The following is a 21,323-nucleotide window of genomic DNA, read 5'->3' on the forward strand; positions in this document are numbered from 1 at the left end:
CCGCGCAGGGTCAGCCCCGCTTGCTTTCCAGCAGTTCCCAGCGCTCGAGCTTGGCCATCAGTTCGTCCTCGATCGCCGCCAGGCGCTGCTGGATGGCGGTCGCGCCGGCCGGATCGTCGCGATAGATCAATCCGTCGGCCAGCTTCCCGTTCAGTTCCTGCTGCTCGGCCTCCAGCGCGGCGATGGCGTCGGGCAGGCCCTCCAGTTCCTTCGCTTCCCAGGAACTCAGACGCGAACGGCCGGGCTTGGCGGGAGCGGCTCTCTCCGGCGCGGGAGCGGCCGGTTCGTCGCGGGCGGCCTCGCGCGCGGGCTTGGCCGCGGCCGACCTGGCTTCCTCGGCCCTGGCGCGCTGCGTCGCCCAATCGTCGTAGCCGCCCACGTAGTCGCGCCAGCGCGCATCCCCTTCGTAGGCGATGGTCTGCGTCACGACGTTGTCCAGGAACATGCGATCGTGGCTGACCAGGAAGACCGTGCCCGAGTAGTCCTGCAGCAGTTCCTCCAGCAGTTCCAGCGTCTCGATGTCGAGATCGTTGGTGGGTTCGTCCAGCACCAGCACGTTGGCCGGCCGCGCGAACAATCGCGCCAGCAGCAGCCTCGCGCGCTCGCCGCCGGACAGGCTCTTGACCGGCGAGCGGGCACGCTCGGGCGCGAACAGGAAGTCGCCCAGGTAGCTCATCACGTGCTTGCGCTGGCCGTTGATCTCTATCCACTCGCTGCCCGGGCTGATGACGTCGGCCAGGGCCATGTCCTCGTCCAGTTGGCTGCGCATCTGGTCGAAGTAGGCCACCGACAGATTGGTGCCCTGCCTGACCGAACCCGTGTCGGGGGCCAGTTCGCCCAGAATGAGCTTGAGCAGCGTGGTCTTGCCCGCGCCGTTCGGTCCGATCAGGCCGATACGGTCGCCGCGCATGACCGTGGTCGAGAACGAGCGGATGACGGCCTTGTCGCCGAACGACTTCGACACATCGGTCAGTTCGGCCACCAGCTTGCCCGAACGCTGTCCCTCGGCCACGTCGATGCTGACCTTGCCCATGCGTTCGCGGCGCTCGGCCCGCTGCAGGCGCAGCTGCTCCAGCCGCTTGACCCGGCCGACGCTGCGCGTGCGGCGCGCCTCGACGCCCTTGCGTATCCACACTTCCTCCTGGGCCAGGAGCTTGTCGAAACGCGCCTGCTCCAGCCGTTCGGCCTCCAGCATCTCGGCCTTGCGCATCTGGTAGGTGGAGAAGGATCCCGGAAAGCTGGCGAGTTCGCCGCGGTCGAGTTCGACGATGCGAGTGGCGACGGCATCCAGGAAGCGGCGGTCGTGGGTGATGAAGACAATGCTGCCGGGAAAGGCCTTCAACAATTCCTCGAGCCAGGCAATGGCCTGGAAATCCAGGTGGTTGGTGGGCTCGTCCAGCAGCAACAGATCGGGATCGCCCAGCAGCGCCCGGGCCAGCGCCACGCGCTTGCGCGTACCGCCCGACAATCCGGCCACCGGCGCATCGGCGGGCAGGTTCAGCCGGGCCAGCGTGGCCTCGACCCGCGCCTGCACCGTCCAGCCGTCGTGCGCCTCCAGCTCCGCCTGCAGGGATTGCAGCCGGGCCAGGAGCGCGTCGTGGTCCGCTCCGCCGGCCGTTTCCGCCAGTTCGTGGGTCAGGCGCTGGTAGGCACGCAAGAGGTCGCGCCCCTTGGCCAGGCCCTCGCTGACGGCGTCGAACACCGTGCCCGATTCGTCGAATACCGGCTCCTGTTCCACCGTGGCGACCTTCAGGCCGTCCTGGCGCGAGATGAGGCCGTCGTCGGGCAGGGAGCGGCCATCCAGCAGCTTGAGCAGCGAGGACTTGCCGGTGCCGTTGCGGCCGATCAGCCCCACCCGCTCGCCCGCCTCCACCGAGAAGCTGGCACGGTGCAAAAGAGGGACGTGGCCGTAGGCCAGTTCAATGTCGGTCAGAGCGATGAGAGCCATGAAGCACGCCGGGCGGACCGGTCAGGAGCGAAAACGAAAAAAGCGCCCTGGCTTGCGCGAGGGCGCCCTGGAAGAAAGGACGGAACGGCGCGGCCCCTGTGGGCCCCCGCCTTATACCGAGAACGACGACCCGCAGCCGCAGGTGGACGTGGCGTTCGGGTTCTTGATGACGAATTGCGCGCCTTCCAGGCCTTCCTTGTAGTCGATCTCGGCACCGACCAGGTACTGGAAGCTCATGGAATCGATCAGCAGTTGCACGCCGTTCTTGTCCAGTTGCGTATCGTCTTCGTTGACGTCTTCGTCGAAGGTGAAGCCGTACTGGAAGCCGGAACAGCCGCCGCCCTGCACGAAGACGCGCAGCTTGAGCGCCGGATTGCCTTCTTCATCGATCAGCTCCTTGACCTTGGCGGCCGCCGCATCGGTGAAGACGAGACCCATCGGCGGGGCCTCGAGGCTGGCTTGTTCGACTGCTGCGTTCATGACTGCTCCTTGCCTGCGCGTAGGCGCGGCCCGTGCCGCGCATGCGCTGTAAATCATCTGGTTAATGGGTAATTCAACCGCTATTGGCGCTTGATTTCAACCCTGGCGCCGCCAGGGACACTACAGCCGGCGGCCACACCCGTTAGATGCGGGCGCACCGCCAAGGTTCAAGCCCGCGGCCTCAGGCCGGCAGGTTGACGGTGCTTTGCGAGCGCACCACGCCTCCCTCGACCACGCGCACCGTGACGCTGCGCACCACGAAGCCGGCCGGGACCGCGAGCGATCCCTCGGCGCGCTGATACTGCCGGAACCGCACGGCCAGCGGGTCGGCGGCCGGCCGGGCCGCGACCGGGGCGCCGTCCCCTGCAAGCGCGTCGGTCGGGACCGAGAACGGATGCAGGTCTATCGTGGTGGCGGCGCCCGCGCGCACGCCGGACGCCGAGAATTGCAAGCGCCCGCTGAACTCGCCCGAGGGGCGCCCGCCGCGCATCAGGAGCACCCGATAGCGCAGCAGTTCGCCCTGCCGCTCCAGTTCCGCGGAACGGATATTGACCTGGGCCTGGCGCGGATCCATGGGAATGAGCTGGTCGAAAAATGCCAGGTCATTGCGCATGTCGCCCATTTCCTTCTGCGCGGCCCGCAAATCGGCCGCGAGCTGGTCCTTGGCGGCACGCTCGATCTCCAGGCGGCTTTCCGCGGCTGCCAGGCTGCCCTGCAAGCGCTCGTTGTCGGCGATCAGCCGCTGGTGCTCGGCGCGCAATTGCGCCAGTTCGGATGCCGAGACCTGCGGCCCGCCGAAGATTCGGCGTGCCGACTCGTACAGCCCCGTTCCCAGGGCAGCGCCCAGCGCCAGCAGCAATACCAGGACCACGATCCGCCACGGCGAGGCAGGGGGCAGTCCCGTCCCGTCGGCCCGCGCAGCCGGCCCCGCGCCGCGCCGCAGCCTGCGCGGCACCAGCGCCGGAAACAGCGGCCGCCGCTTCATCAGGGCAGCACCGCCACTTGGCCGAGCCCGGCGTCCTCGGGCAACCCGAACATCAGGTTCATGTTCTGCACGGCCTGGCCGGATGCGCCCTTGACCAGGTTGTCCTGCACCACCAGGACGACCAGCTGGTCGCCGTTGCCGGGCCGGTGCACGGCGATCCGGATCATGTTGGAGGCACGCACCGAGCGGGTCTCGGGCGTGCTGCCCGCGGGCATCACGTCGACGAACGGCTCATCGGCATAGCGCTGCTCGAACAGCTTCTGGAAATCGACGTCGCGCGCCTTCGGGTCGATGCGGGCGTAGATGGTCGAATGCATGCCGCGCACCATGGGCGTCAGGTGCGGCACGAAGGTCAGCCCTACCGGCCCGCCGTGCAGGGTCTGCAGGTGCTCGACGATCTCGGGATGGTGGCGATGGCCCGACACACCGTAGGCCTTGAAGTTGTCGCTGGCTTCCGAGAACAGGATGTGCAGCTCGGCCTTGCGCCCGGCACCGGTCACGCCCGACTTGCAATCGGCGATGAGCGTGGACGCGTCCACCAGCGGCGACGCCTTGGCCCGGCCCTCGAGCAGCGGCGCCAGGCCCAGCAGCACGGTGGTCGGGTAGCAGCCGGGATTGCCCACGACACGTGCGCCGCGGATCTTCTCGCGGTTCAGTTCGACCAGGCCGTAGACCGACTCGCGCAGCACGTCCGGGCAGGCGTGCGGCATCTTGTACCACTTCTCGAACGAGGCCAGGTCCTGCAGGCGGAAATCGGCGGCCAGGTCGATGATCTTGACGCCGGCGGCCAGGAGTTCCTGCGCCTGCGCCATGGCCACGCCATGGGGCGTCGCGAAGAACACCACGTCGCACTCTGTCAGCCTGGCCTTGTCGGGCGAGGAAAACGCCAGGTCCACCTTGCCGCGCAGGTTGGAGTACATGTCGGCCACCGGCATGCCGTCTTCCTTGCGCGAGGTGATCGCGGTCAGCTCCGCGTTCGGGTGCTGCGACAGCAGGCGCAGCAGTTCCACGCCGGTGTAGCCCGTGCCGCCGACGATACCTACCTTGATCTTGGCCATTGCAATCTCCTGGAGTCCCTTGCGCTTCCCGGCCCGGGAAAGCGGGACGGTGCCCTGCGACATGTGATGAATAAGAATACCCCACGCTCGGCAGCATCGATGTGACGCCCCTTCGGGCGAGCGCCGCTCAAAGCGAAAAAAAGGCCGCATCGCTGCGGCCTTTCTTGTCTCGCCCGCCGGCCGGAGCCGGAACGGGACGAGGGGGATCGAAGCCGATCAGCGCTTGCTGAACTGCTTGCGACGTCGCGCCTTGTGCAGACCGACCTTCTTGCGCTCGACCTCGCGGGCATCGCGAGTCACGAAGCCGGCTTGCGACAGCGCGGACTTGAGCGTCGCGTCGTAGTCGATCAGCGCGCGGGTGATGCCGTGGCGCACCGCGCCGGCCTGCCCGTTCACGCCACCACCGTGGACGTTGACGTGGAAGTCGAAGGTTTCCAGGTGGCCGGTCAGTTCCAGCGGCTGGCGAACGATCATGCGGCCGGTCTCGCGAGCGAAGTACTCGTCGACGGGCTTGCCGTTGACGGTGATCTTGCCCGAGCCTTTCTTCAGGAACACGCGCGCCACCGAGGTCTTGCGGCGGCCGGTTCCATAATTCCAGTTACCGATCATGCGCGGCTCCTCAGATGTCCAGCAGCTTGGGCTGCTGGGCGGTGTGCGGATGTTCGGATCCTGCGTACACCTTCAGCTTCTTGATCATGGCGTAGCCCAGGGGACCCTTGGGCAGCATGCCCTTGACGGCCTTCTGGATCGCACGACCAGGAAAACGCTGCTGCATCTTCAGGAACGTGGTTTCGGTGATACCGCCGGGATAGCCCGAGTGGCGGTAGTAGCGCTTGTCCTGCGCCTTGTTGCCGGTGACGACGATATCGGCGGCGTTGATGATGACGATGTAGTCGCCGGTATCGACGTGAGGCGTGAATTCAGGCTTGTGTTTACCGCGCAAACGGCGTGCGACTTCGCTGGCCACACGACCTAGGACTTTGCCCTTGGCGTCAATCACGTACCAGTCACGCGTCACTTCATGCGGTTTCGCAACGAAGGTTTTCATGATGATCTCTGTGACATATCTGGTGCCCGTAAAGCCCCCTACGGGCTTCCTGACGGCAGTCACCCCGATCCCGCCTCGGCATTGTGAACTGCAGGTACGGAAAAAGGGTAAGCAGAAGATGGTAACCCGGAATATCCCGCAAAGTCAAAGGCCATGCGCCGACCCACCCGCGGCAGCCATCCGGCCCCCGGTCCAGCTGTAACGATATCCGACGCCACCGCCCGCTTCCCCTGTGATGCCACGGCCGCGCTTCATGCTTTGATAAACATCCATACATAAGAAAAGATCCCGGCGCCACTTAAGGGCAGACACTAGGCCGTTCACAGTGCCTTATGGAGAACCGTCCGATGAAAACGATCAAGACGATGCTGGCCGCCGGAGCCGTGGCCGCGGGACTGGCCGCCTGCGCGGCGCCCCAGCGCGACACGTCCACCCAGCAGGCCTCGACGATATCGCCGCAGTCGGTTACCGACGATCAGCTGCAGCGCTTCGCCAACGCCGCCAGGAAAGTGAACGCGGTGTCGCCCGGAACCGGGGCGGCCGCCGCCACCACCGCGGGCGGCGAGCCCACCAACGCCACTTTCGACGAAGCCAATGGCCGCAAGGCGCAGGCTGTCTGGAGCGAAGGGCTGACCGTGCGGGAGTTCAACGCCATCAACGCAGCCGTCCAGCAGGATCCTGCCCTGATGCAGCGGTACGGCGCGCTGATGCAAGGCGCCGGCTCGACCGGCGGCAGCTATGGCGGCTCCACGGGTGGCGGCACGATGATGCGCTGATCCGAAAACAGGCAAAAAAAAGCCCGAAGCCTTGCGGCTTCGGGCTAATCCACCAAAGGAGGAGGGTGGAGGAGACACCGGTAGATGGGCTTTGCGGGGCTATCCGACGATGCCGAGGGGCCCGGGGCCGTGTCGACATACAAAGCGTCATCCGTTGAACCCATTATAGGGAAGCGGTTTGTGCGATGCAAGAAGTTTTTTTGACCTGTTCACCACCATGCGGTATCAATTTTCAACAGGCAAAATTCTTTTTATATCAACAAGTTAAGTCCTTTTTTAGCGCGGTTCTGCGCGCCCCTCCCCATCCTTTTCAGGCGACTCAGGCTTGCTCAGCCATGGATGCGGATGTGCTGTCGACATATTTTGATGCGAAGCAGCATGGTACGGGCAAAAAAAAGCCCGAAGCCTTGCGGCTTCGGGCTAATCCACCAAAGGAGGAGGGTGGAGGAGACACCGGTAGATGGGCTTTGCGGGGCTATCCGACGATGCCGAGGGGCCCGAGGCCGTGTCGACATACAAAGCGTCATCCGTTGGGTTAATTATAGAGAGATCTTTTGTGCGATGCAAGAACCCCTAAGGGTTGTTGCCTACGTACAAAAACCGATGTGGATGCCGACAAAAAACTCCTTACCAATCAATAAGTTATACACAAACCATCCCACCACTCCGCAACGTTGCGGAGAAAAAATCCGGCCCTGGAACAGCTCCGGCAGGGGGCGCGACCATTTGTCGCAGTTTTCGCCGCATCGCAACATGGCCGGAGCCGGCGACAACCGCGAAACCTGCCTCCCACCCGCTATCATCGTGCTGATCGTCAACTTTCTATCGCAGCACGAGGAATATCATGGAATGCATCGTAAGCTGGGGCGGCCCCCAGGGCATGCTGTTCACCGCCCAGACGGGCAGCGGACACGTCGCCGTCATGGATGGCGCGCCGGACGGCGGGGGCAACAACCTCGCGCCCCGGCCGATGGAACTGGTGCTGGCCGGAACAGGCGGCTGCACGGCCTACGACGTCGTCCTGATTCTGAAGCGCGGCCGCCATGCCGTGCGCGGCTGCACGGTGGCGCTCAAGGCCGAGCGGGCCGACACCGACCCCAAGGTCTTCACCAAGATCCATTTCGCCTTCACGGTAACGGGCAAGAACCTTCCGCCCGCGGCGGTCGAGCGTGCAGTGCAGCTTTCCCACGAAAAGTACTGCTCGGCCTCGGCCATGCTCGAAAAGACCGCGGAACTGACCTGGTCGGTGGAAATCGTCGAAGCCGACTGAAGCGCGTCAGAGGTAATACGCGGTGGAGGTCATGAGCCTGGACCCGCACCGCATCGCTGCCCGCACCGGAGCGGGCAGCTCGACGCCGCCACGCTGCTCCGCCGTCACCCGATGCTGGCGCTCGTCGGCGGCCATCCGTTCGACGATCGCGCGCGAACGCGCATCACTGGCCGGCAGCGTACCCAGGTGTCCGTCCAGATGGCGCTCCACCTGCCGCTCGGTTTCCGCCATGAAGCCCAGGTTCCAGGCCTCGCCCGCCTTGCCCGCCAGCATGCCCAGCCCGAAGGCCCCCGCATACCAGAACGGATTCAACAGGCTGGAATGCGAACGCAGCTCGCGCAGGCGGTCGTCCAGCCAGGCCAGGTGATCGGTCTCTTCGGCCGCCGCGTCCAGGAATACCTGGCGTGTCTCCGGCTTGTCGCAGACCAGCGCCTGGCCCCGGTACAGCGCCTGGGCGCACACCTCCCCCACATGATTGACCCGCATCAGGCCGGCCGCGTGCTTGCGCTCGGTTTCCGTCAACGCCGGGCCCGAAGCGTCCCCGGACGTCCCCTCGGCAGCGGCGGACAGGCGTCCCGCCGGATTCGGCCGCTGCGCCGACACCGACCCCGTCAGCACGCGCACGGCGCGATCCGCCTCGGACAGCACCCGGTCCAGCAGGGAAATACGGCGAAAGGATGCGGTTCCCGACATTGCGACCTCCGGTCCGGACATGGCCGGACAGCGACATGAACAGATTCCAGTATAGGCAATCCCCGATTCGTTGTTCTTGAACAACGTCCGGCGCGACGCAACCCCGTTGTCATTTTCGCCTCATGTTGGATCGTCATCCTCTCGTCCGAGCACTTGAGCAACGCCCTCGTGCCACATCACACAAATCCATCTGGAGTTCTCAATTGAAAAAGACCCTCATCGCCGCCGCGCTGCTGGCTGGCTTCGCCGGCACCGCGCAAGCCCAGAGCGTGACGCTGTACGGTATCGTCGACATGGGATTCATGAACAGCAAGCAGGATGGCCAATCGGCCACCAACGGGCTGGAAAGCGGCATCGCCGGCAGCTCGCGCTTCGGCCTGCGTGGCGTGGAAGACCTGGGCAACGGCCTGAAGGCCAACTTCCAGCTGGAAAGCGGCTTCAAGGCCGACACGGGCATCCAGAGCGCCAGCGGCCAGTTGTTCGACCGCGCCGCCTGGGTCGGTGTGTCGGGCAACTTCGGTGAAATCCGCCTGGGCCGCCAGGACTCCCTGGGCTTCAACTGGTTCCGCGGCGCCATCAACCCCTTCGGCAACGCCTACTCGCAGGCCCAGAGCAAGACCGTCTTCAACGTCAGCGGCATCGATGACCGCTTCAGCAACAGCGCCTTCTACCTGTCGCCCAAGTTCAGCGGCTTCCAGGTCGGCGCCGGCTACAGCTTCAACGCCAACGGCAGCGAAACCGCCGGCAACGACGCCGACAACGCCGCCTACTCGCTGGGCCTGCGCTACCAGAACGGCCCCCTGCTGGCCGTCCTGACGTACGAACAGAAGAACGCGGCCGACCTGGCTCCCGGTGCGGGCGTGGGCGGCTCCGACCTGAAGAACATCCAGCTGGGCGCCACCTACGACTTCGGCGTGGCCAAGCTGCACGCCGGTTACGGCCGCCTGCAGAACTCCGGCTACAAGTCGAACGCCGAGAAGGAGAACTCGTACCTGCTGGGCGTGACCGTGCCGTTCGGCGCGCACTCCGTGTTCGCCACCTACCAGCGCAACGACAACGCCAACATCAACGCCGGCCGCGCCGACAAGGCCATCAATGGCTACGCCATCGGCTACAACTACACGCTGTCCAAGCGCACCATGATCTACGCCCTGTTCAACCAGTACACCGACGTGATCGTCCGCACGGACAACAAGGCCCTGGGCGACAAGCGCGAAATCGCCATCGGCCTGCAGCACAAGTTCTAAGCCCGGCTCAGGCATGGGCCGGGGCATCCGGCCCATGTTTCGAAGTGCTTACTTCAGCAGTGAGTGTTTTCCCGTCTTCGGCTTGCCTGGAGACGGGCTTTTTCGTTGGTTTTTTGCGCAAAAACAACGAAAGCCGTAAGAATAAGTAAAAACCCGGCCTTCATTCGTCTCTCGACTTGGTAGTAACCCGCATTCTTTGCTGCAATATGAACAACTTCCTACCAGGAAGCTCTGGTTTTCCCGCAGCAAACGGATACCCGACGATGGATCCGCGCATTCCATCCGGCGCCTCGCACCCCCCGTCTGCCGCGACAGCCAGATCAATCATGGAGATGTACGAATGAAAAAGACCCTGATCGCTGCCGCCGTTCTGGCCGGCATGGCTGGTACCGCGCAAGCGCAAAGCTCGGTCACCCTGTACGGCATCATGGATATGGGCTACCTGTATACCAAGACCGAAGGCATGAAGGCGCGCAACGCGCTGGACAGCGGCCTGCAGAGCGATTCCCGCTTCGGCCTGCGTGGCTCGGAAGACCTGGGCAACGGCCTGAAGGCCAACTTCCTGCTGGAAGCCGGCATCAACGCCGACGACGGCACCACCACCCAGTCCGGCCTGTTCAACCGCCAATCGTGGGTGGGCCTGTCGTCCAACACGCTGGGTGAAATCCGCCTGGGCCGCCAGTTCATCCTGGGCTCGCAATTCTTCACCAACATCGATCCGTTCGGCACGACCTTCCGTCAGGCCGGCATGGGCTCGACCTTCATCGCCGCCAACCAGGTCCGCAACAGCAACAGCGTGATGTACTTCACGCCGACCTGGAACGGCCTGCAAGGCGCCATCGGCTACAGCTTCAACCGCTCGACCAGCGAAACCCCGGTCGCCGGCACCAACAACCGCGCCATCACCTCGGGCCTGCGCTACGCCAACGGTCCCGTCGAAGTCGCCCTGACCTACGACCAGGTCGAGCCCTCGACCGGCGGCAACGTCGGCCGTTCGACCCAGTTGGGCGGTACCTATGACTTCGGCGTGGTCAAGCTGCATGCCGCCATCGCCGACCAGCGCAACGTCGCGGTCAACGTTGGCGACATCCCGGGCTGGAACGGCCGCTTCGCCAAGAAGACCCTGTCGTACATGGTCGGCGCGTCGGCTCCCGTCGGCCCCGGCTCGCTGTTCGGCTCGTACCAGAAAGCCAAGGACTGGGACATCGAAGGCTTCAGCGTCGGTTACACCTACCCGCTGTCGCGTCGTACCAACGCCTATGCCTTCTTCAGCAACATGGACAACGTCGGTCACTACGGCAGCGCCGTCACGACCGGCGACAAGACCACCCGCCAGTTCGGCGTCGGCCTGCGTCACATGTTCTAAATCGGCGGCGGGAGCGCCGCGCGCGCTCCTTGCAAGCGCCCAGAACCCCCTGGGCGTACGCTGGGAAAACCGGACCGGAAACGGTCCGGTTTTTTTTGCCGCCCCCTACCCGCCTCGCACGGCGCGGGGAATGGAGCGCTTGAGCAGATCGCAAAAATCGTCGGCGCACGGCGGCAGCTTGCGGCCGCGGTCGCGCAGTTCGTAGAACTCCAGTTCGACCAGGGGCGGGCCCAGCGGCTCGAGACGGATGCCGCGGCCCCGGCAGGCGGGGACGGCGGTCGAGGGAAGGATGGCGATGCCGCGCCCGGCCTCGGCCAGGCCGATCTGGGTTTCGATGAAATTGACGACGAAGCGCGGCGGACCTTCGTGGCCCACCAGGGCCAGGTTCTTGTCGATCAACTGCTGCAAGGGGTTGTCGAAGGGCAGGTTGATGAATTGCTCGCCCGCCAGCGCGCTCCAGGAACGTGGCGACCGCGCCAGCTGGAACTTCGGCGCGGCGCTGGCCGCCACCAGCGAGAAGTGGAACAGCGGCTGCCGCAACATGCCCGGCGCCGCCTTGATGAACATGCCCAGCCCGACGTCCAGGTGCCCGGCACGCACCATGCTGGACACCGATGGCAGGTCGGTGTCGACGACGGTCAGGCGCACGCCCGGATGACGCTGCTCGAAGGCCGCCACGACCGGGGGCAGCAGATAGGAACAGGTCAGCGGCGGCGCGCCGATCGACAGCGTGGTATTGGCACGCTGCGCCGATCTCCCCACCTGCTCCACGATCTCCTCGATCCGCTTGACGTTCTGTTCGGCCACGGCGCGAAACTCGGCGCCGAACTGCGTCAGCGTGACCTGCCGCGTGGTGCGGTCGAACAGACGGAAACCCAGTTGCCCTTCCAGTTCCCGGATCATCAGGCTCAGGCCCGACTGGGCGATGTGCAGTTGCTCGGCCGCGCGGGAGAAATTCCGCTGCTGGGCCAGCAGCAGGAAGGCCTTGAGCTGGCGGTGGGAGATGTTCATGTCGGTGCATTGATGCAGATACCTGATCAATTCATACTTTATTCATATTTCACTCGCGTATAAAGCTCGTATTGAATGGCGATCGTTCCTGTCCCACCAGAGAGGTCGATATGCCCACCCGCCGCTGCTTCTCCCGTCGCTCGTTCTGTAGTGCCTGGCTGCTGGCGCTGGCCGCCGGCGCGGTCCAGGCGGACGAACCCTATCCCACTCGCCCCATCCGCATCATCGTGCCCTTCTCGGCAGGCGGCGGCATCGACGTGCTGGGCCGGACCATAGGCCAGAAACTATCCGAGGCCTGGCAGTACGCGGCGGTAGTCGAGAACCGCCCCGGCGCCAGCGGCAACATCGGCACCGACCTGGCCGCGCGGGCCGCGCCCGACGGCTACACCTACCTGATGACGGCCAACACCATCATCATGACGCCGAGTTTCATGCAGGGCGTCACCTTCGATCCGGTAAAGGACTTCACGCCGGTGATGCCCATCGCCATCGGCAGCCTGGCGCTCGTGACCCGCCCCGACCTCCCGGCCAAGTCGGTGTCCCAACTGATCGAGCTGGCCAGGAAGCAGCCGCACAAGCTCAACTACGGCTCGCCCGGCACCGGCACGCCTCACCACCTGGCCATGGAGCTGGTCAAGCAGCGCGCTGGCGTCGACGTGGTCCACGTGCCCTACAAAGGCTCGGGCGGATTGGTCAACGACGTGCTGTCGGGCCAGGTTGACCTGGCTTTCGTTCCCGTCCACCAGGCGCTGCAATTCGCCCGCGCCGGCAAGATGCAGATGCTGGCCGCCGGCGGCACGCGGCGCACCGCCGTGACGCCCGACATCCCGTCGCTGGCCGAGGCCTCCGGCATCGCCGACGTCGACGTCGACATGTGGTACGGCCTCTACCTGCCCGCCGGCACGCCGCCGGCCATCGTCGGCAAGGTGAACGCCGAGGTCGCGCAGATCCTGAAGATGCCGGACGTGGTCAAGAGCCTCTCCATGCAAGGCCTGCAGCCCAGCGGCGGCACGCCAGACGACCTGGCCAGGCTGACGCGGGACGACCTCAGGCGCTGGGCCGGCGTCATCCGCCAGGCCGGCCTGGCGTCCCAATAGCACGCATATCCCAACCACACCAAGAGGAGTCTTCATGGAAGTCATGATCGTGGGCGGCGGCATAGGCGGCCTGACCCTGGCGCTGTCGCTGCACAAGATGGGCATCGCCGCCCGGGTCTTCGAGGCGGCGCCGGAAATCCAGGCGCTGGGCGTGGGCGTGAGCCTGCTGCCCCACTCGACCCGGGTCCTGGGCGAGCTCGGCCTGAACGAGGCCCTGGCGAAGGTGGCCGTCACCACCACGACCACCACCTTCTTCAACCGCTTCGGACAGCACGTCTATTCCGAGTCGACCGGCCGACAGGCGGGCTACGAGTGGCCGCAGTTCCAGGCCCATCGCGGGGACCTGCAGATGATCCTGCTCGAGGCCTGCCGCGAGCGCCTGGGCGCGGACCGCATCGTCGCGGGCCATCGTTGCACCGGTTTCACGCAGACGCCCGGCGGCGTCACCGCCTCGTTCGTCGATCCCGCCGGCAACTCCCTTGGTCCCCGCGCGGCCGATGCGCTGATCGCCTGCGACGGCCTGCACTCGGTGATCCGCAAGCAGTTGCATCCCGCCGAAGGCGAGCCGGTCTACTCCGGGGTCAACATGTGGCGCGGCGTCACCCGCTGGAAGCCCTATTTCGACGGCGCCACCTATGTCCGCGGCGGCTGGCTGACGCCGGGCAAGATGGTCATCTACCCGATCCGCAACGCGCTCGACGCCGATGGATGCCAGTTGATCAACTGGGTGGCCGAAGTGACGACGCCCCGCTACGAGCGCCGCGACTGGAACCGGCGCGGACGGCTGGAGGACTTCATCGGCGTCTTCGAGGATTGGCGCTTCGACTGGCTGGACGTGCCCGCCATGATCCGCGCCGCGGACGTCCTGCTGGAATTTCCCATGGTGGACCAGGACCCGCTGCCCTGGTGGACGCAGGGCCGGGTCACCCTGCTGGGCGACGCGGCGCATCCCATGGTGCCGCGCGGCTCGAACGGCGCGGGGCAGGCCATCCTGGACGCGCGCGCCCTGGCTGCCGCGCTGGCCGCGGAGCCGGACGTGCCGGCCGCGCTGGCGCGATATGAATCGCAGCGCCGCCCCGCGACGACGGACATCGTGCTGACCAACCGCAAGACGCCGCCGGACGCCATCCTGAAGGAAGTGTATGAGCGCACGGGCGATCGCCCCTTCCGGCACATCGACGATGTCATCAGCCAGGAGGAACTGGCCGCCATCTCCAACGGCTACAAGCGCGTGGCGGGCTACGACCTGGCCTCGCTGTCCCGGTAGGAGCGTGGCGGGCGGCCCGCCCGCCCCCGGGCTGCATCCGTGCCCTTCCGTATCGAGAAATGTTCTCGATATTCACGACTTCCTAATACCTTTTCGATTACGCTATCGAGTCGTCCATGCACTCTAACTGTGCGGACCGGCGGCGATCCCGCCGGCATCCGCGCCTCCAGCATGCCTCTCGCTCGCGCCCAGTCCTTTGTTTCTTCGTCGCCACGCCCCGGCCCGGCCGGTCTGGGCCTGGCCTTGCTGCTGATTGCCGGCTGCAGCCTGCAACCGCCCGCGCCGTCCGTGCCGCTGGCCACGCCGGCCGGCTGGCAGGCCTCGCTGCCCGCCTCCGCCGAACCCTCCCTGCCGCATGACTCCAACCCGCAGCGCCTGCTGCAATGGTGGCAACAGACCGGCGACCCGGCCCTGCCCGGATTGATCGAAGCGGCACAGGCGGCCAGCCCGACCGTGGGCACGGCGCGCTCGCGCTTCCTGCAGGCCCGGGCCGCCCGCGTGTCCGCCGGCGCCGCCCTGGGGCCCACGCTCGACGCCACGGCGCAAACCAGCCGCGGCTTTTCGCAGATCGCGGGCGGCATCGCCACGCAGAACCAGGCCGGCCTGCAGGCCTCGTGGGAGATCGACCTGTTCGGCGCCAACGCCGCCACGCGCGACGCCGCGCAGGCCCGCCTGGAGGGCGCGCAGGCCCAATGGCACGACGCGCGCATCTCGGTGGCCGCGGAAGTCGCCAACGAGTTGAACAACTTCCGTAGTTGCCGCCGCGAGCTCGCCATCCAGGAATCGGACGCGGCCTCGCGCGCGGAAAGCGCGCGCCTGACCGACCTCGCCATGCGCGCGGGCTTCCAGTCCACCGCCAACGCCGCGCTGGCGCGCGCCAGCAGCGCCGAAGCCGCCGCCCGCGCCCGCCAGCAGCGGACCTCGTGCGACATCAGCGTCAAGGCGCTGGTGGCGCTGACCGCGCTGGACGAACCCGAGTTGCGTGCCCGGCTGGCCGCGCCGGCGCAACCTCCGTCCGACACGCTGTTCGCCATCGACCACCTGCCGGCCGCCGTGCTGGCGCAACGCCCCGACCTGTTCAACGCCGATCGCAACGTGGCGGCGGCCAGCGCCGAGGTCGGCAGCGCCCAGGCCAAGCGCTACCCGCGCCTGACCCTGGCCGGCAGCGTGGGCGCGGCCTCGTTCAAGGCACGCGGCATGAACGTCGATGTCTCGACCTGGTCCATCGGTCCGCTGTCGGTGTCATTGCCGCTGTTCGACGGCGGCCGCCACCGCGCCGACATCGACGCTGCCCGGGCCCGCTACGACGAAGCCGTCACGCAGTATCGCGCCACGGCGCGCCAGGCCGTGCGCGAAGTGGAGGAAGCCCTGGTCAACCTGGAAAGCACGGCCGCGCGCACCACCGACGCGCGCGCCGCGGTCGAGGGATACCAGGCTTCGTTCGAAGCCACCGAGCAGCGCTATCGCGGCGGCCTGGCCAGCCTGCTGGAACTGGAGGAGTCGCGGCGCATGCTGCTGACGGCGCGCACCACCCAGTCCGCGCTGGAGCGCGAGCGCATGGCGGCCTGGATCGCGCTGTACCGCGCGGCGGGAGGCGGCTGGCGGCAGGACGCGCCGGCGCCTCCGGACACGCCGCCGTCGGCCTCCGCGAAGCCTGCCGCCAACCCTTCCTGACGACATCTCACGAACCTCGTCGCCGCAGGGCTCGTTGCCGCCCCGGCCCCACCCCAACCATGATCCCGTCCATGCCGCTACGCCCTCTCATCGCCGCCGCCGTGCTCGGCGCCATCCTGGCCGGCGCCTTCCTCGCGCCCGCCCTGCGCGCGGCCGACACCGGCGCCGCCCCGGCCGTCCGGCCAGCCCTGACCGTCACCGTCGCCCAGCCGCAGATGCGGTCCCTGCGCCTCGCCCTGCAGGCCAATGGCAACATCATGGCCTGGCAGGAAGCCAGCCTGGGCGCCGAGATCGGCGGCCTGCGCCTGCAGGACGTCCTGGTCAACGTGGGCGATACCGTCAAGGCCGGCCAGGTACTGGCCACCTTCGCGCAGGAAACCGTGCGCGCGGACATCGCCCAGGCCCGCGCCGCGCTGGCCGAGGCCGAGGCCAGCGCCGCCGAGGCCCGCGCCAACGCCGAGCGCGCCCAGTCCCTGAAAGCCTCCGGCGCCCTGAGCGAATCGCAGATCAACCAGTACGTGACCGGCGGCCAGACCGCCCAGGCGCGCGTGGAGTCCGCCCGGGCTAGCCTTGCCGCGCAGGAATTGCGCCTGAAATTCACGCAGGTCCGCGCGCCCGACAGCGGCGTCATCTCGTCGCGCACCGCCACGGTAGGCGCGGTCGTGGGCGCCGGCACCGAACTCTTCCGCATGATCCGCAAGGGCCGCCTGGAATGGCGCGGCGAGGTCACCTCCGCCGAGGTCGGCCGCGTGCGCGTGGGCGACCCCGTCACCGTCGTCGCGGCCAGCGGCGAACGCCTGCAAGGCAAGGTCCGCACCATCGGCCCCACCGTCGACCCGCAAACGCGCAATACCCTGGTCTACGTCGACCTGCCCGGCGCCGGCGCGCCGAACTCCTCGGCCAAGGCCGGCATGTTCGCGCGCGGCGAATTCGAACTGGGCTCCGCACAGGGCCTGACGGTGCCCCAGCAAGCCGTCGTCATGCGCGAGGCCTTCAACTACGTCTTCGTCGTAGGCGCGGACAACCGGGTGGCCCAGCGCAAGATCCAGCCGGGACGGCGCGACGGCGACCGGGTCGAGGTCCTGGACGGCCTCGCACCCACCGACCGCGTCGCCGTGCGCGGCGCGGGCTTCCTGACCGACGGCGACCTGGTGCGCGTGGTCGACACGCCCGCTCCCGCGGCCACCCCTGCCACCGCCGTGACGCGCTGAGAGCCGACGCGATGAACGTCTCGACCTGGTCCATACGCAACCCCATTCCGTCGGTCATGCTGTTCGTGCTGCTGACCTTCGCGGGCCTGCTGTCGTTCAGCGCCATGAAGGTGCAGAACTTCCCCGACATCGACCTGCCCATGGTCATGGTCACGGCCTCGCTGCCCGGGGCCTCGCCCAGCCAACTGGAGAACGACGTCGCCCGCAAGCTGGAGAACTCCATCGCCACCTTGCAGGGCCTCAAGCACGTCTACACCAAGATCCAGGATGGCAGCGTCAGCCTGACCGCCGAGTTCGAGCTGGAAAAACCCCTGCAGGAAGCGGTGGACGATGTACGCTCGGCGGTCTCGCGCGTGCGCGCCGACATGCCTGCCGACCTGCGCGACCCCATCATCAACAAGGTCGACCTGGCAGGCCAGCCCGTGCTGGCCTTCACCGTGCGCGCGAGCAGCATGGACGACGAAGCGCTGTCCTGGCTGGTCGACAACGACGTCGCCCGCAAACTGCTGAACGTGCCCGGCGTGGGAGCGGTCAACCGCGTGGGCGGCGTAACCCGCGAGATACGCATCGCGCTCGACCCGCAGCGCCTGCAGGCCCTGGGGGCGTCCGCCGCCGACATCTCGCGCCAGTTGCGCCAGGTGCAGCGCGAAAGCTCCGGCGGCCGCACCGACATCGGCGACGCCGAACAACCCGTGCGCACCCTGGCCACCGTGGGCACCGCCGAAGAACTCGCCGGCCTGCGGCTGGTCCTGAGCGACGGCCGGTCCATCCGGCTATCCGACGTCGCCACCGTGACCGACACCATCGCCGAGCGGCGCTCGGCCGCCCTGCTCGACGGCCAGCCCGTCGTCGGCTTCGAGGTGGCCCGCAGCCGCGGCGCGAGCGAACTGGACGTTGCCGCGGGCGTGCAGCGCGCGCTGGACGAACTCAAGGCCCAGCATGCCGACCTGCAGATCACCGAGTCCTTCAACTTCGTCACGCCGGTCCAGGAAGAATACGACGGCTCCATGCGCCTCTTGTACGAAGGCGCGCTGCTGGCCGTGCTGGTCGTCTGGCTGTTCCTGCGCGACTGGCGCGCCACGCTGATCTCCGCCGTCGCGCTGCCGCTGTCGGTCATCCCCGCCTTCGCAGGCATGTACTTCCTGGGATTCTCGATCAACGTCATCACCCTGCTGGCGCTGTCCCTGGTCATCGGCATCCTGGTGGACGACGCCATCGTCGAAGTCGAGAACATCGTGCGCCACCTGCGCATGGGCAAGAGCCCCTACCAGGCCGCCATGGAAGCCGCCGACGAAATCGGACTGGCCGTGGTCGCCACCACCTTCACCCTGATCGCCGTCTTCCTGCCCACCGCCTTCATGAGCGGCGTCGCCGGACGCTTCTTCAAGCAATTCGGCTGGACCGCCTCGCTGGCCGTGTTCGCCTCGCTCATCGTCGCGCGCGTACTCACGCCCATGATGGCCGCCTACCTGCTCAAGCCCGTCGTGCATGCCGGCAAGGAACCGCGCTGGCTCCAGACCTACATGCGCTGGGTGGCCGCCTGCCTGCGCCACCGCTGGCTGACCGTGCTGGGCGCCGCCGTCTTCTTCCTCCTGTCGATCGGCATGATCCCGCTGCTGCCCGCCGGCTTCATGCCCGCCGACGACAACTCCCAGACCCAGGTCGTGGTCGAGCTGCCGCCCGGCTCCACCCTGGCCCAGACCCTGGACACCGCCGAACTCGTCCGCCTGCGGCTGGCCAAGGTCCCCCACGTGCGCAGCGTCTACACCACCATCGGCGGCGGCACCGCCGGCGGCGACCCGTTCTCCATGTCCGGCGCGGCCGAAGTCCGCAAGGCCACCCTGACCATCCAGCTCGACCCGCGCGAAGACCGCCCCAGGAAACAAGGCATCGAAGAAGACATGCGCGCCGCCCTGCAGGAAATCCCCGGCATACGCAGCCGCGTCGGCCTGGGCGGCTCCAACAACAAATACGTGCTCGTGCTGACCGGCGACAACCCCGACGCGCTGAACCAGGCGGCCCTGGCCGTCTCCAAGGAACTGCGCACCATACCGGGCCTGGGCAATATCTCGTCCACCGCCAGCCTCATCCGCCCCGAAATCGCCGTACGCCCCGACTTCGCCCGCGCCGCCGACCTGGGCGTCACCAGCAGCGCCATCGCCGACACCCTGCGCATCGCCACCGTCGGCGACTACGACATCTCCCTGCCCAAGCTCAACCTGTCCCAGCGCCAGGTCCCCATCGTCGTCCGCCTGGACCAGGCCGCGCGCCAAGACCTCTCCCTGCTCGGCCGCCTGTCCGTGCCCGGCACGCGAGGCCCGGTCCTGCTCGACCAGGTCGCCACCCTGGACTTCTCCGCGGGACCGTCCGTCATCGACCGCTACGACCGCTCGCGCAACATCAACTTCGAGATCGAGCTGGCCGGCATGGACCTGGGCGAAGTCGCCCAGCGCGTGGCCGACCTGCCCACCATCAAGAACCTGCCGCCTGGCGTGCGCCAGGCCACCGTGGGCGACGCCGAAGTCATGGGCGAACTGTTCCAGAGCTTCGGCCTGGCCATGCTGACCGGCGTGCTGTGCATCTACGTCGTGCTGGTGCTGCTGTTCAAGCACTTCCTGCACCCCGTCACCATCCTGGCCGCCCTGCCCCTGTCACTGGGCGGCGCCTTCGTCGGCCTGCTCATCGCGCACAAGAGCTTCTCCATGCCCTCGCTGATCGGCCTGGTCATGCTGATGGGCATCGCCACCAAGAACTCCATCCTGCTCGTCGAATACGCCATCCTGGCGCGGCGGGGACACCCCGCCACCGACGTGCGGCCGGCCGTGCCCGGCATGAGCCGCTGGGATGCCCTGATCGACGCCTGCCACAAGCGGGCCCGGCCCATCATCATGACCACCATGGCGATGGGCGCCGGGATGCTGCCGATCGCGATCGGCTACGGAGCCGCGGACCCGAGCTTCCGGTCGCCTATGGCGATCGCGGTGCTGGGAGGGTTGATCACGTCGACGTTTTTGAGTTTGCTGGTGATACCGGTGGTGTTCTTGTTTGTGGATGATTTTGGGCAGTGGGTGCTGCGGTTGGTTCGGCGGGGGCACGCCGATGGGTAATCCCCCCATTTTTAACGGCTGTGGATTCAGACGGTCATGGCCAACCGCTATTTAGGGATAAAGCCGCTCAGGGCCATATTCGGGCGTTCGTGATTGTAGGACCACATCCAGTCGGTGGCGACGCGCTGGACGTGATCCAAGTCGTCCAGTGATATTGGGACAGCCATTCATAGAGAACGGTCCTGTTGAACCGCTCAACGTAGGCGTTTTGTTGTGGCTTCCCCGGCTGGATATATTCGAGCGTGATGCCCCATCGACCCGCCCATTCGACGATCGCTGCGCTCAGATATTCCGGGCCGTTGTCGCAACGTATCGCCAACGGCCGGCCACGCCAGCCGATGATCTGCTTGAGCGCACGGATCACGCGTTCGGATGGCAGCGAGAAGTCCATCGACCACACCTGGTTGAAGCCCGTCGGCACCGTCAACGGCTCGGGCGCCAGCCGCACCAGCCGCTTACGCGGCTTGATCCGCAGATTCAACTCAAGCTCGCGGTAGATCCGGTACACGCGCTTGTGATTCCATCCGTAGCCTCTGACATTGCGCAGGTACAGAAACACAGCCCGAAGCCCCAGTTGCGGTGATTGTCGGTCAGGCGCAGCAACCAAGTGGCAATCTCTTCGTTCTCGGCGTCGGCCTTGGCCACATATCGATAGCACGTCTAGCTGACCCGAAATGCTTGGCAGGCCGCCGGATCGATACGCTTCGCTCTTGCACGGCACGTTGGGCCATCTCGCGGCGGCGAGATGGCCTCACCACTTTTTTTCGAGCGCCTCCGACACGATCTCGGCCTTGAGCTTCTCTTCAATGTACATCTTGTGCAGCCGGGCGTTCTCGGCTTCCAGCTCCTTCATCCGCGCCATCAGCGACACATCCATGCCGCCGTACTTCGAACGCCACTCGTAGAACGTCGCCGAGCTGATGCCCAACACTCCGCACAGCTCCGGCACCGCCAATCCGGCTTCCACCCGTTTGATCGCCTCGATGATCTGGCTGTCCGTGAATCTCGACTTCTTCATGCTGTAGAACTCCTCAATGAGAAAACTCTACTTCTGACTTCACCAGTCTTGCGGGGAAATTACCAGA

The 21,323-nt window shown here is 66.7% G+C and carries 17 protein-coding genes and 1 pseudogene; 9 read left to right on the forward strand and 9 right to left on the reverse strand.

Annotated features, from left to right (window positions below; all coding sequences use genetic code 11):
• Positions 1 to 10: 10 nt before the first annotated feature.
• The 6 genes from N5K27_RS07230 to rplM all read right to left on the reverse strand — a co-directional run bounded on the left by N5K27_RS07230 (position 11) and on the right by rplM (position 5,519).
• A complete protein-coding gene (locus N5K27_RS07230; protein WP_279815500.1) occupies positions 11 to 1,948 on the reverse strand; it encodes an ATP-binding cassette domain-containing protein in 1,938 nt (645 codons plus the stop codon).
• 111 nt (positions 1,949 to 2,059) lie between these two features.
• Positions 2,060 to 2,428 (reverse strand): iron-sulfur cluster insertion protein ErpA, encoded by a 369-nt coding sequence (erpA, locus tag N5K27_RS07235; RefSeq protein WP_087841632.1) that lies wholly within the window; start codon positions 2,426 to 2,428, stop codon positions 2,060 to 2,062.
• Positions 2,429 to 2,609: 181 nt separating this feature from the next.
• Positions 2,610 to 3,413: a DUF6776 family protein gene (locus N5K27_RS07240; RefSeq protein ID WP_087841633.1), complete on the reverse strand. Its 804-nt coding sequence runs from the start codon at positions 3,411 to 3,413 to the stop codon at positions 2,610 to 2,612.
• A complete protein-coding gene (argC, locus tag N5K27_RS07245) occupies positions 3,413 to 4,471 on the reverse strand; it encodes an N-acetyl-gamma-glutamyl-phosphate reductase (RefSeq protein ID WP_165963337.1) in 1,059 nt (352 codons plus the stop codon). The genes N5K27_RS07240 and argC overlap by 1 nt, the downstream gene beginning before the upstream one ends.
• Before the next feature lie 216 nt (positions 4,472 to 4,687).
• Positions 4,688 to 5,080: a 30S ribosomal protein S9 gene (gene rpsI / locus N5K27_RS07250; protein WP_087841635.1), complete on the reverse strand. Its 393-nt coding sequence runs from the start codon at positions 5,078 to 5,080 to the stop codon at positions 4,688 to 4,690.
• 10 nt (positions 5,081 to 5,090) lie between these two features.
• A complete protein-coding gene (gene rplM, locus N5K27_RS07255) occupies positions 5,091 to 5,519 on the reverse strand; it encodes a 50S ribosomal protein L13 (RefSeq protein ID WP_087841636.1) in 429 nt (142 codons plus the stop codon).
• A gap of 347 nt (positions 5,520 to 5,866) precedes the next feature.
• On the opposite strand from rplM, the gene N5K27_RS07260 reads away from it, so the two are divergent.
• Positions 5,867 to 6,295, forward strand: a complete 429-nt coding sequence (locus N5K27_RS07260; RefSeq protein WP_165963336.1) for a DUF4168 domain-containing protein — start codon at positions 5,867 to 5,869, stop codon at positions 6,293 to 6,295.
• 844 nt (positions 6,296 to 7,139) lie between these two features.
• Positions 7,140 to 7,565 (forward strand): OsmC family protein, encoded by a 426-nt coding sequence (locus tag N5K27_RS07265; RefSeq protein WP_087841638.1) that lies wholly within the window; start codon positions 7,140 to 7,142, stop codon positions 7,563 to 7,565.
• A gap of 6 nt (positions 7,566 to 7,571) precedes the next feature.
• Here the strand turns inward: N5K27_RS07265 and coq7 are convergent, their stop codons facing one another.
• Positions 7,572 to 8,258, reverse strand: a complete 687-nt coding sequence (gene coq7 / locus N5K27_RS07270; RefSeq protein ID WP_087841639.1) for a 2-polyprenyl-3-methyl-6-methoxy-1,4-benzoquinone monooxygenase — start codon at positions 8,256 to 8,258, stop codon at positions 7,572 to 7,574.
• Positions 8,259 to 8,461: 203 nt separating this feature from the next.
• On the opposite strand from coq7, the gene N5K27_RS07275 reads away from it, so the two are divergent.
• Positions 8,462 to 9,505: a porin gene (locus N5K27_RS07275; protein WP_165963334.1), complete on the forward strand. Its 1,044-nt coding sequence runs from the start codon at positions 8,462 to 8,464 to the stop codon at positions 9,503 to 9,505.
• A gap of 340 nt (positions 9,506 to 9,845) precedes the next feature.
• The gene (locus N5K27_RS07280; RefSeq protein WP_087841641.1) at positions 9,846 to 10,871 is read left to right on the forward strand and encodes a porin; all 1,026 of its coding nucleotides are present in this window, start codon (positions 9,846 to 9,848) and stop codon (positions 10,869 to 10,871) included.
• A 105-nt stretch (positions 10,872 to 10,976) separates the two neighbouring features.
• Here N5K27_RS07280 and N5K27_RS07285 read toward each other — a convergent pair whose 3' ends face one another.
• Positions 10,977 to 11,882 carry a LysR family transcriptional regulator gene (locus tag N5K27_RS07285; RefSeq protein ID WP_087841642.1) on the reverse strand — a complete coding sequence of 302 codons (906 nt, stop codon included), beginning with the start codon at positions 11,880 to 11,882 and terminating at the stop codon, positions 10,977 to 10,979.
• 110 nt (positions 11,883 to 11,992) lie between these two features.
• Between N5K27_RS07285 and N5K27_RS07290 the strand changes: the two genes are divergently transcribed.
• The 5 genes from N5K27_RS07290 (at position 11,993) to N5K27_RS07310 (ending at position 20,238) form a co-directional block, all read left to right on the forward strand.
• Positions 11,993 to 12,979 (forward strand): tripartite tricarboxylate transporter substrate binding protein, encoded by a 987-nt coding sequence (locus N5K27_RS07290; RefSeq protein WP_279815507.1) that lies wholly within the window; start codon positions 11,993 to 11,995, stop codon positions 12,977 to 12,979.
• Positions 12,980 to 13,013: 34 nt separating this feature from the next.
• Positions 13,014 to 14,246, forward strand: a complete 1,233-nt coding sequence (locus N5K27_RS07295; protein ID WP_279815509.1) for a flavin-dependent oxidoreductase — start codon at positions 13,014 to 13,016, stop codon at positions 14,244 to 14,246.
• A 171-nt stretch (positions 14,247 to 14,417) separates the two neighbouring features.
• A complete protein-coding gene (locus N5K27_RS07300) occupies positions 14,418 to 15,920 on the forward strand; it encodes an efflux transporter outer membrane subunit (RefSeq protein WP_279815511.1) in 1,503 nt (500 codons plus the stop codon).
• 71 nt (positions 15,921 to 15,991) lie between these two features.
• On the forward strand, positions 15,992 to 17,131 hold the full coding sequence (locus N5K27_RS07305; protein WP_243724671.1) for an efflux RND transporter periplasmic adaptor subunit: 1,140 nt from the start codon (positions 15,992 to 15,994) through the stop codon (positions 17,129 to 17,131).
• Between the two features lie 11 nt (positions 17,132 to 17,142).
• Positions 17,143 to 20,238, forward strand: coding sequence for an efflux RND transporter permease subunit (locus N5K27_RS07310; RefSeq protein WP_087841646.1), 3,096 nt, complete (start codon positions 17,143 to 17,145; stop codon positions 20,236 to 20,238).
• Positions 20,239 to 20,285: 47 nt separating this feature from the next.
• Here the strand turns inward: N5K27_RS07310 and N5K27_RS07315 are convergent.
• A pseudogene (locus N5K27_RS07315) lies at positions 20,286 to 21,256 on the reverse strand (IS3 family transposase).
• Positions 21,257 to 21,323 lie beyond the last annotated feature (67 nt).

Source organism: Pigmentiphaga sp. GD03639, assembly GCF_029845405.1.
Classification (GTDB): Bacteria; Pseudomonadota; Gammaproteobacteria; order Burkholderiales; family Burkholderiaceae_B; genus Pigmentiphaga; species Pigmentiphaga daeguensis.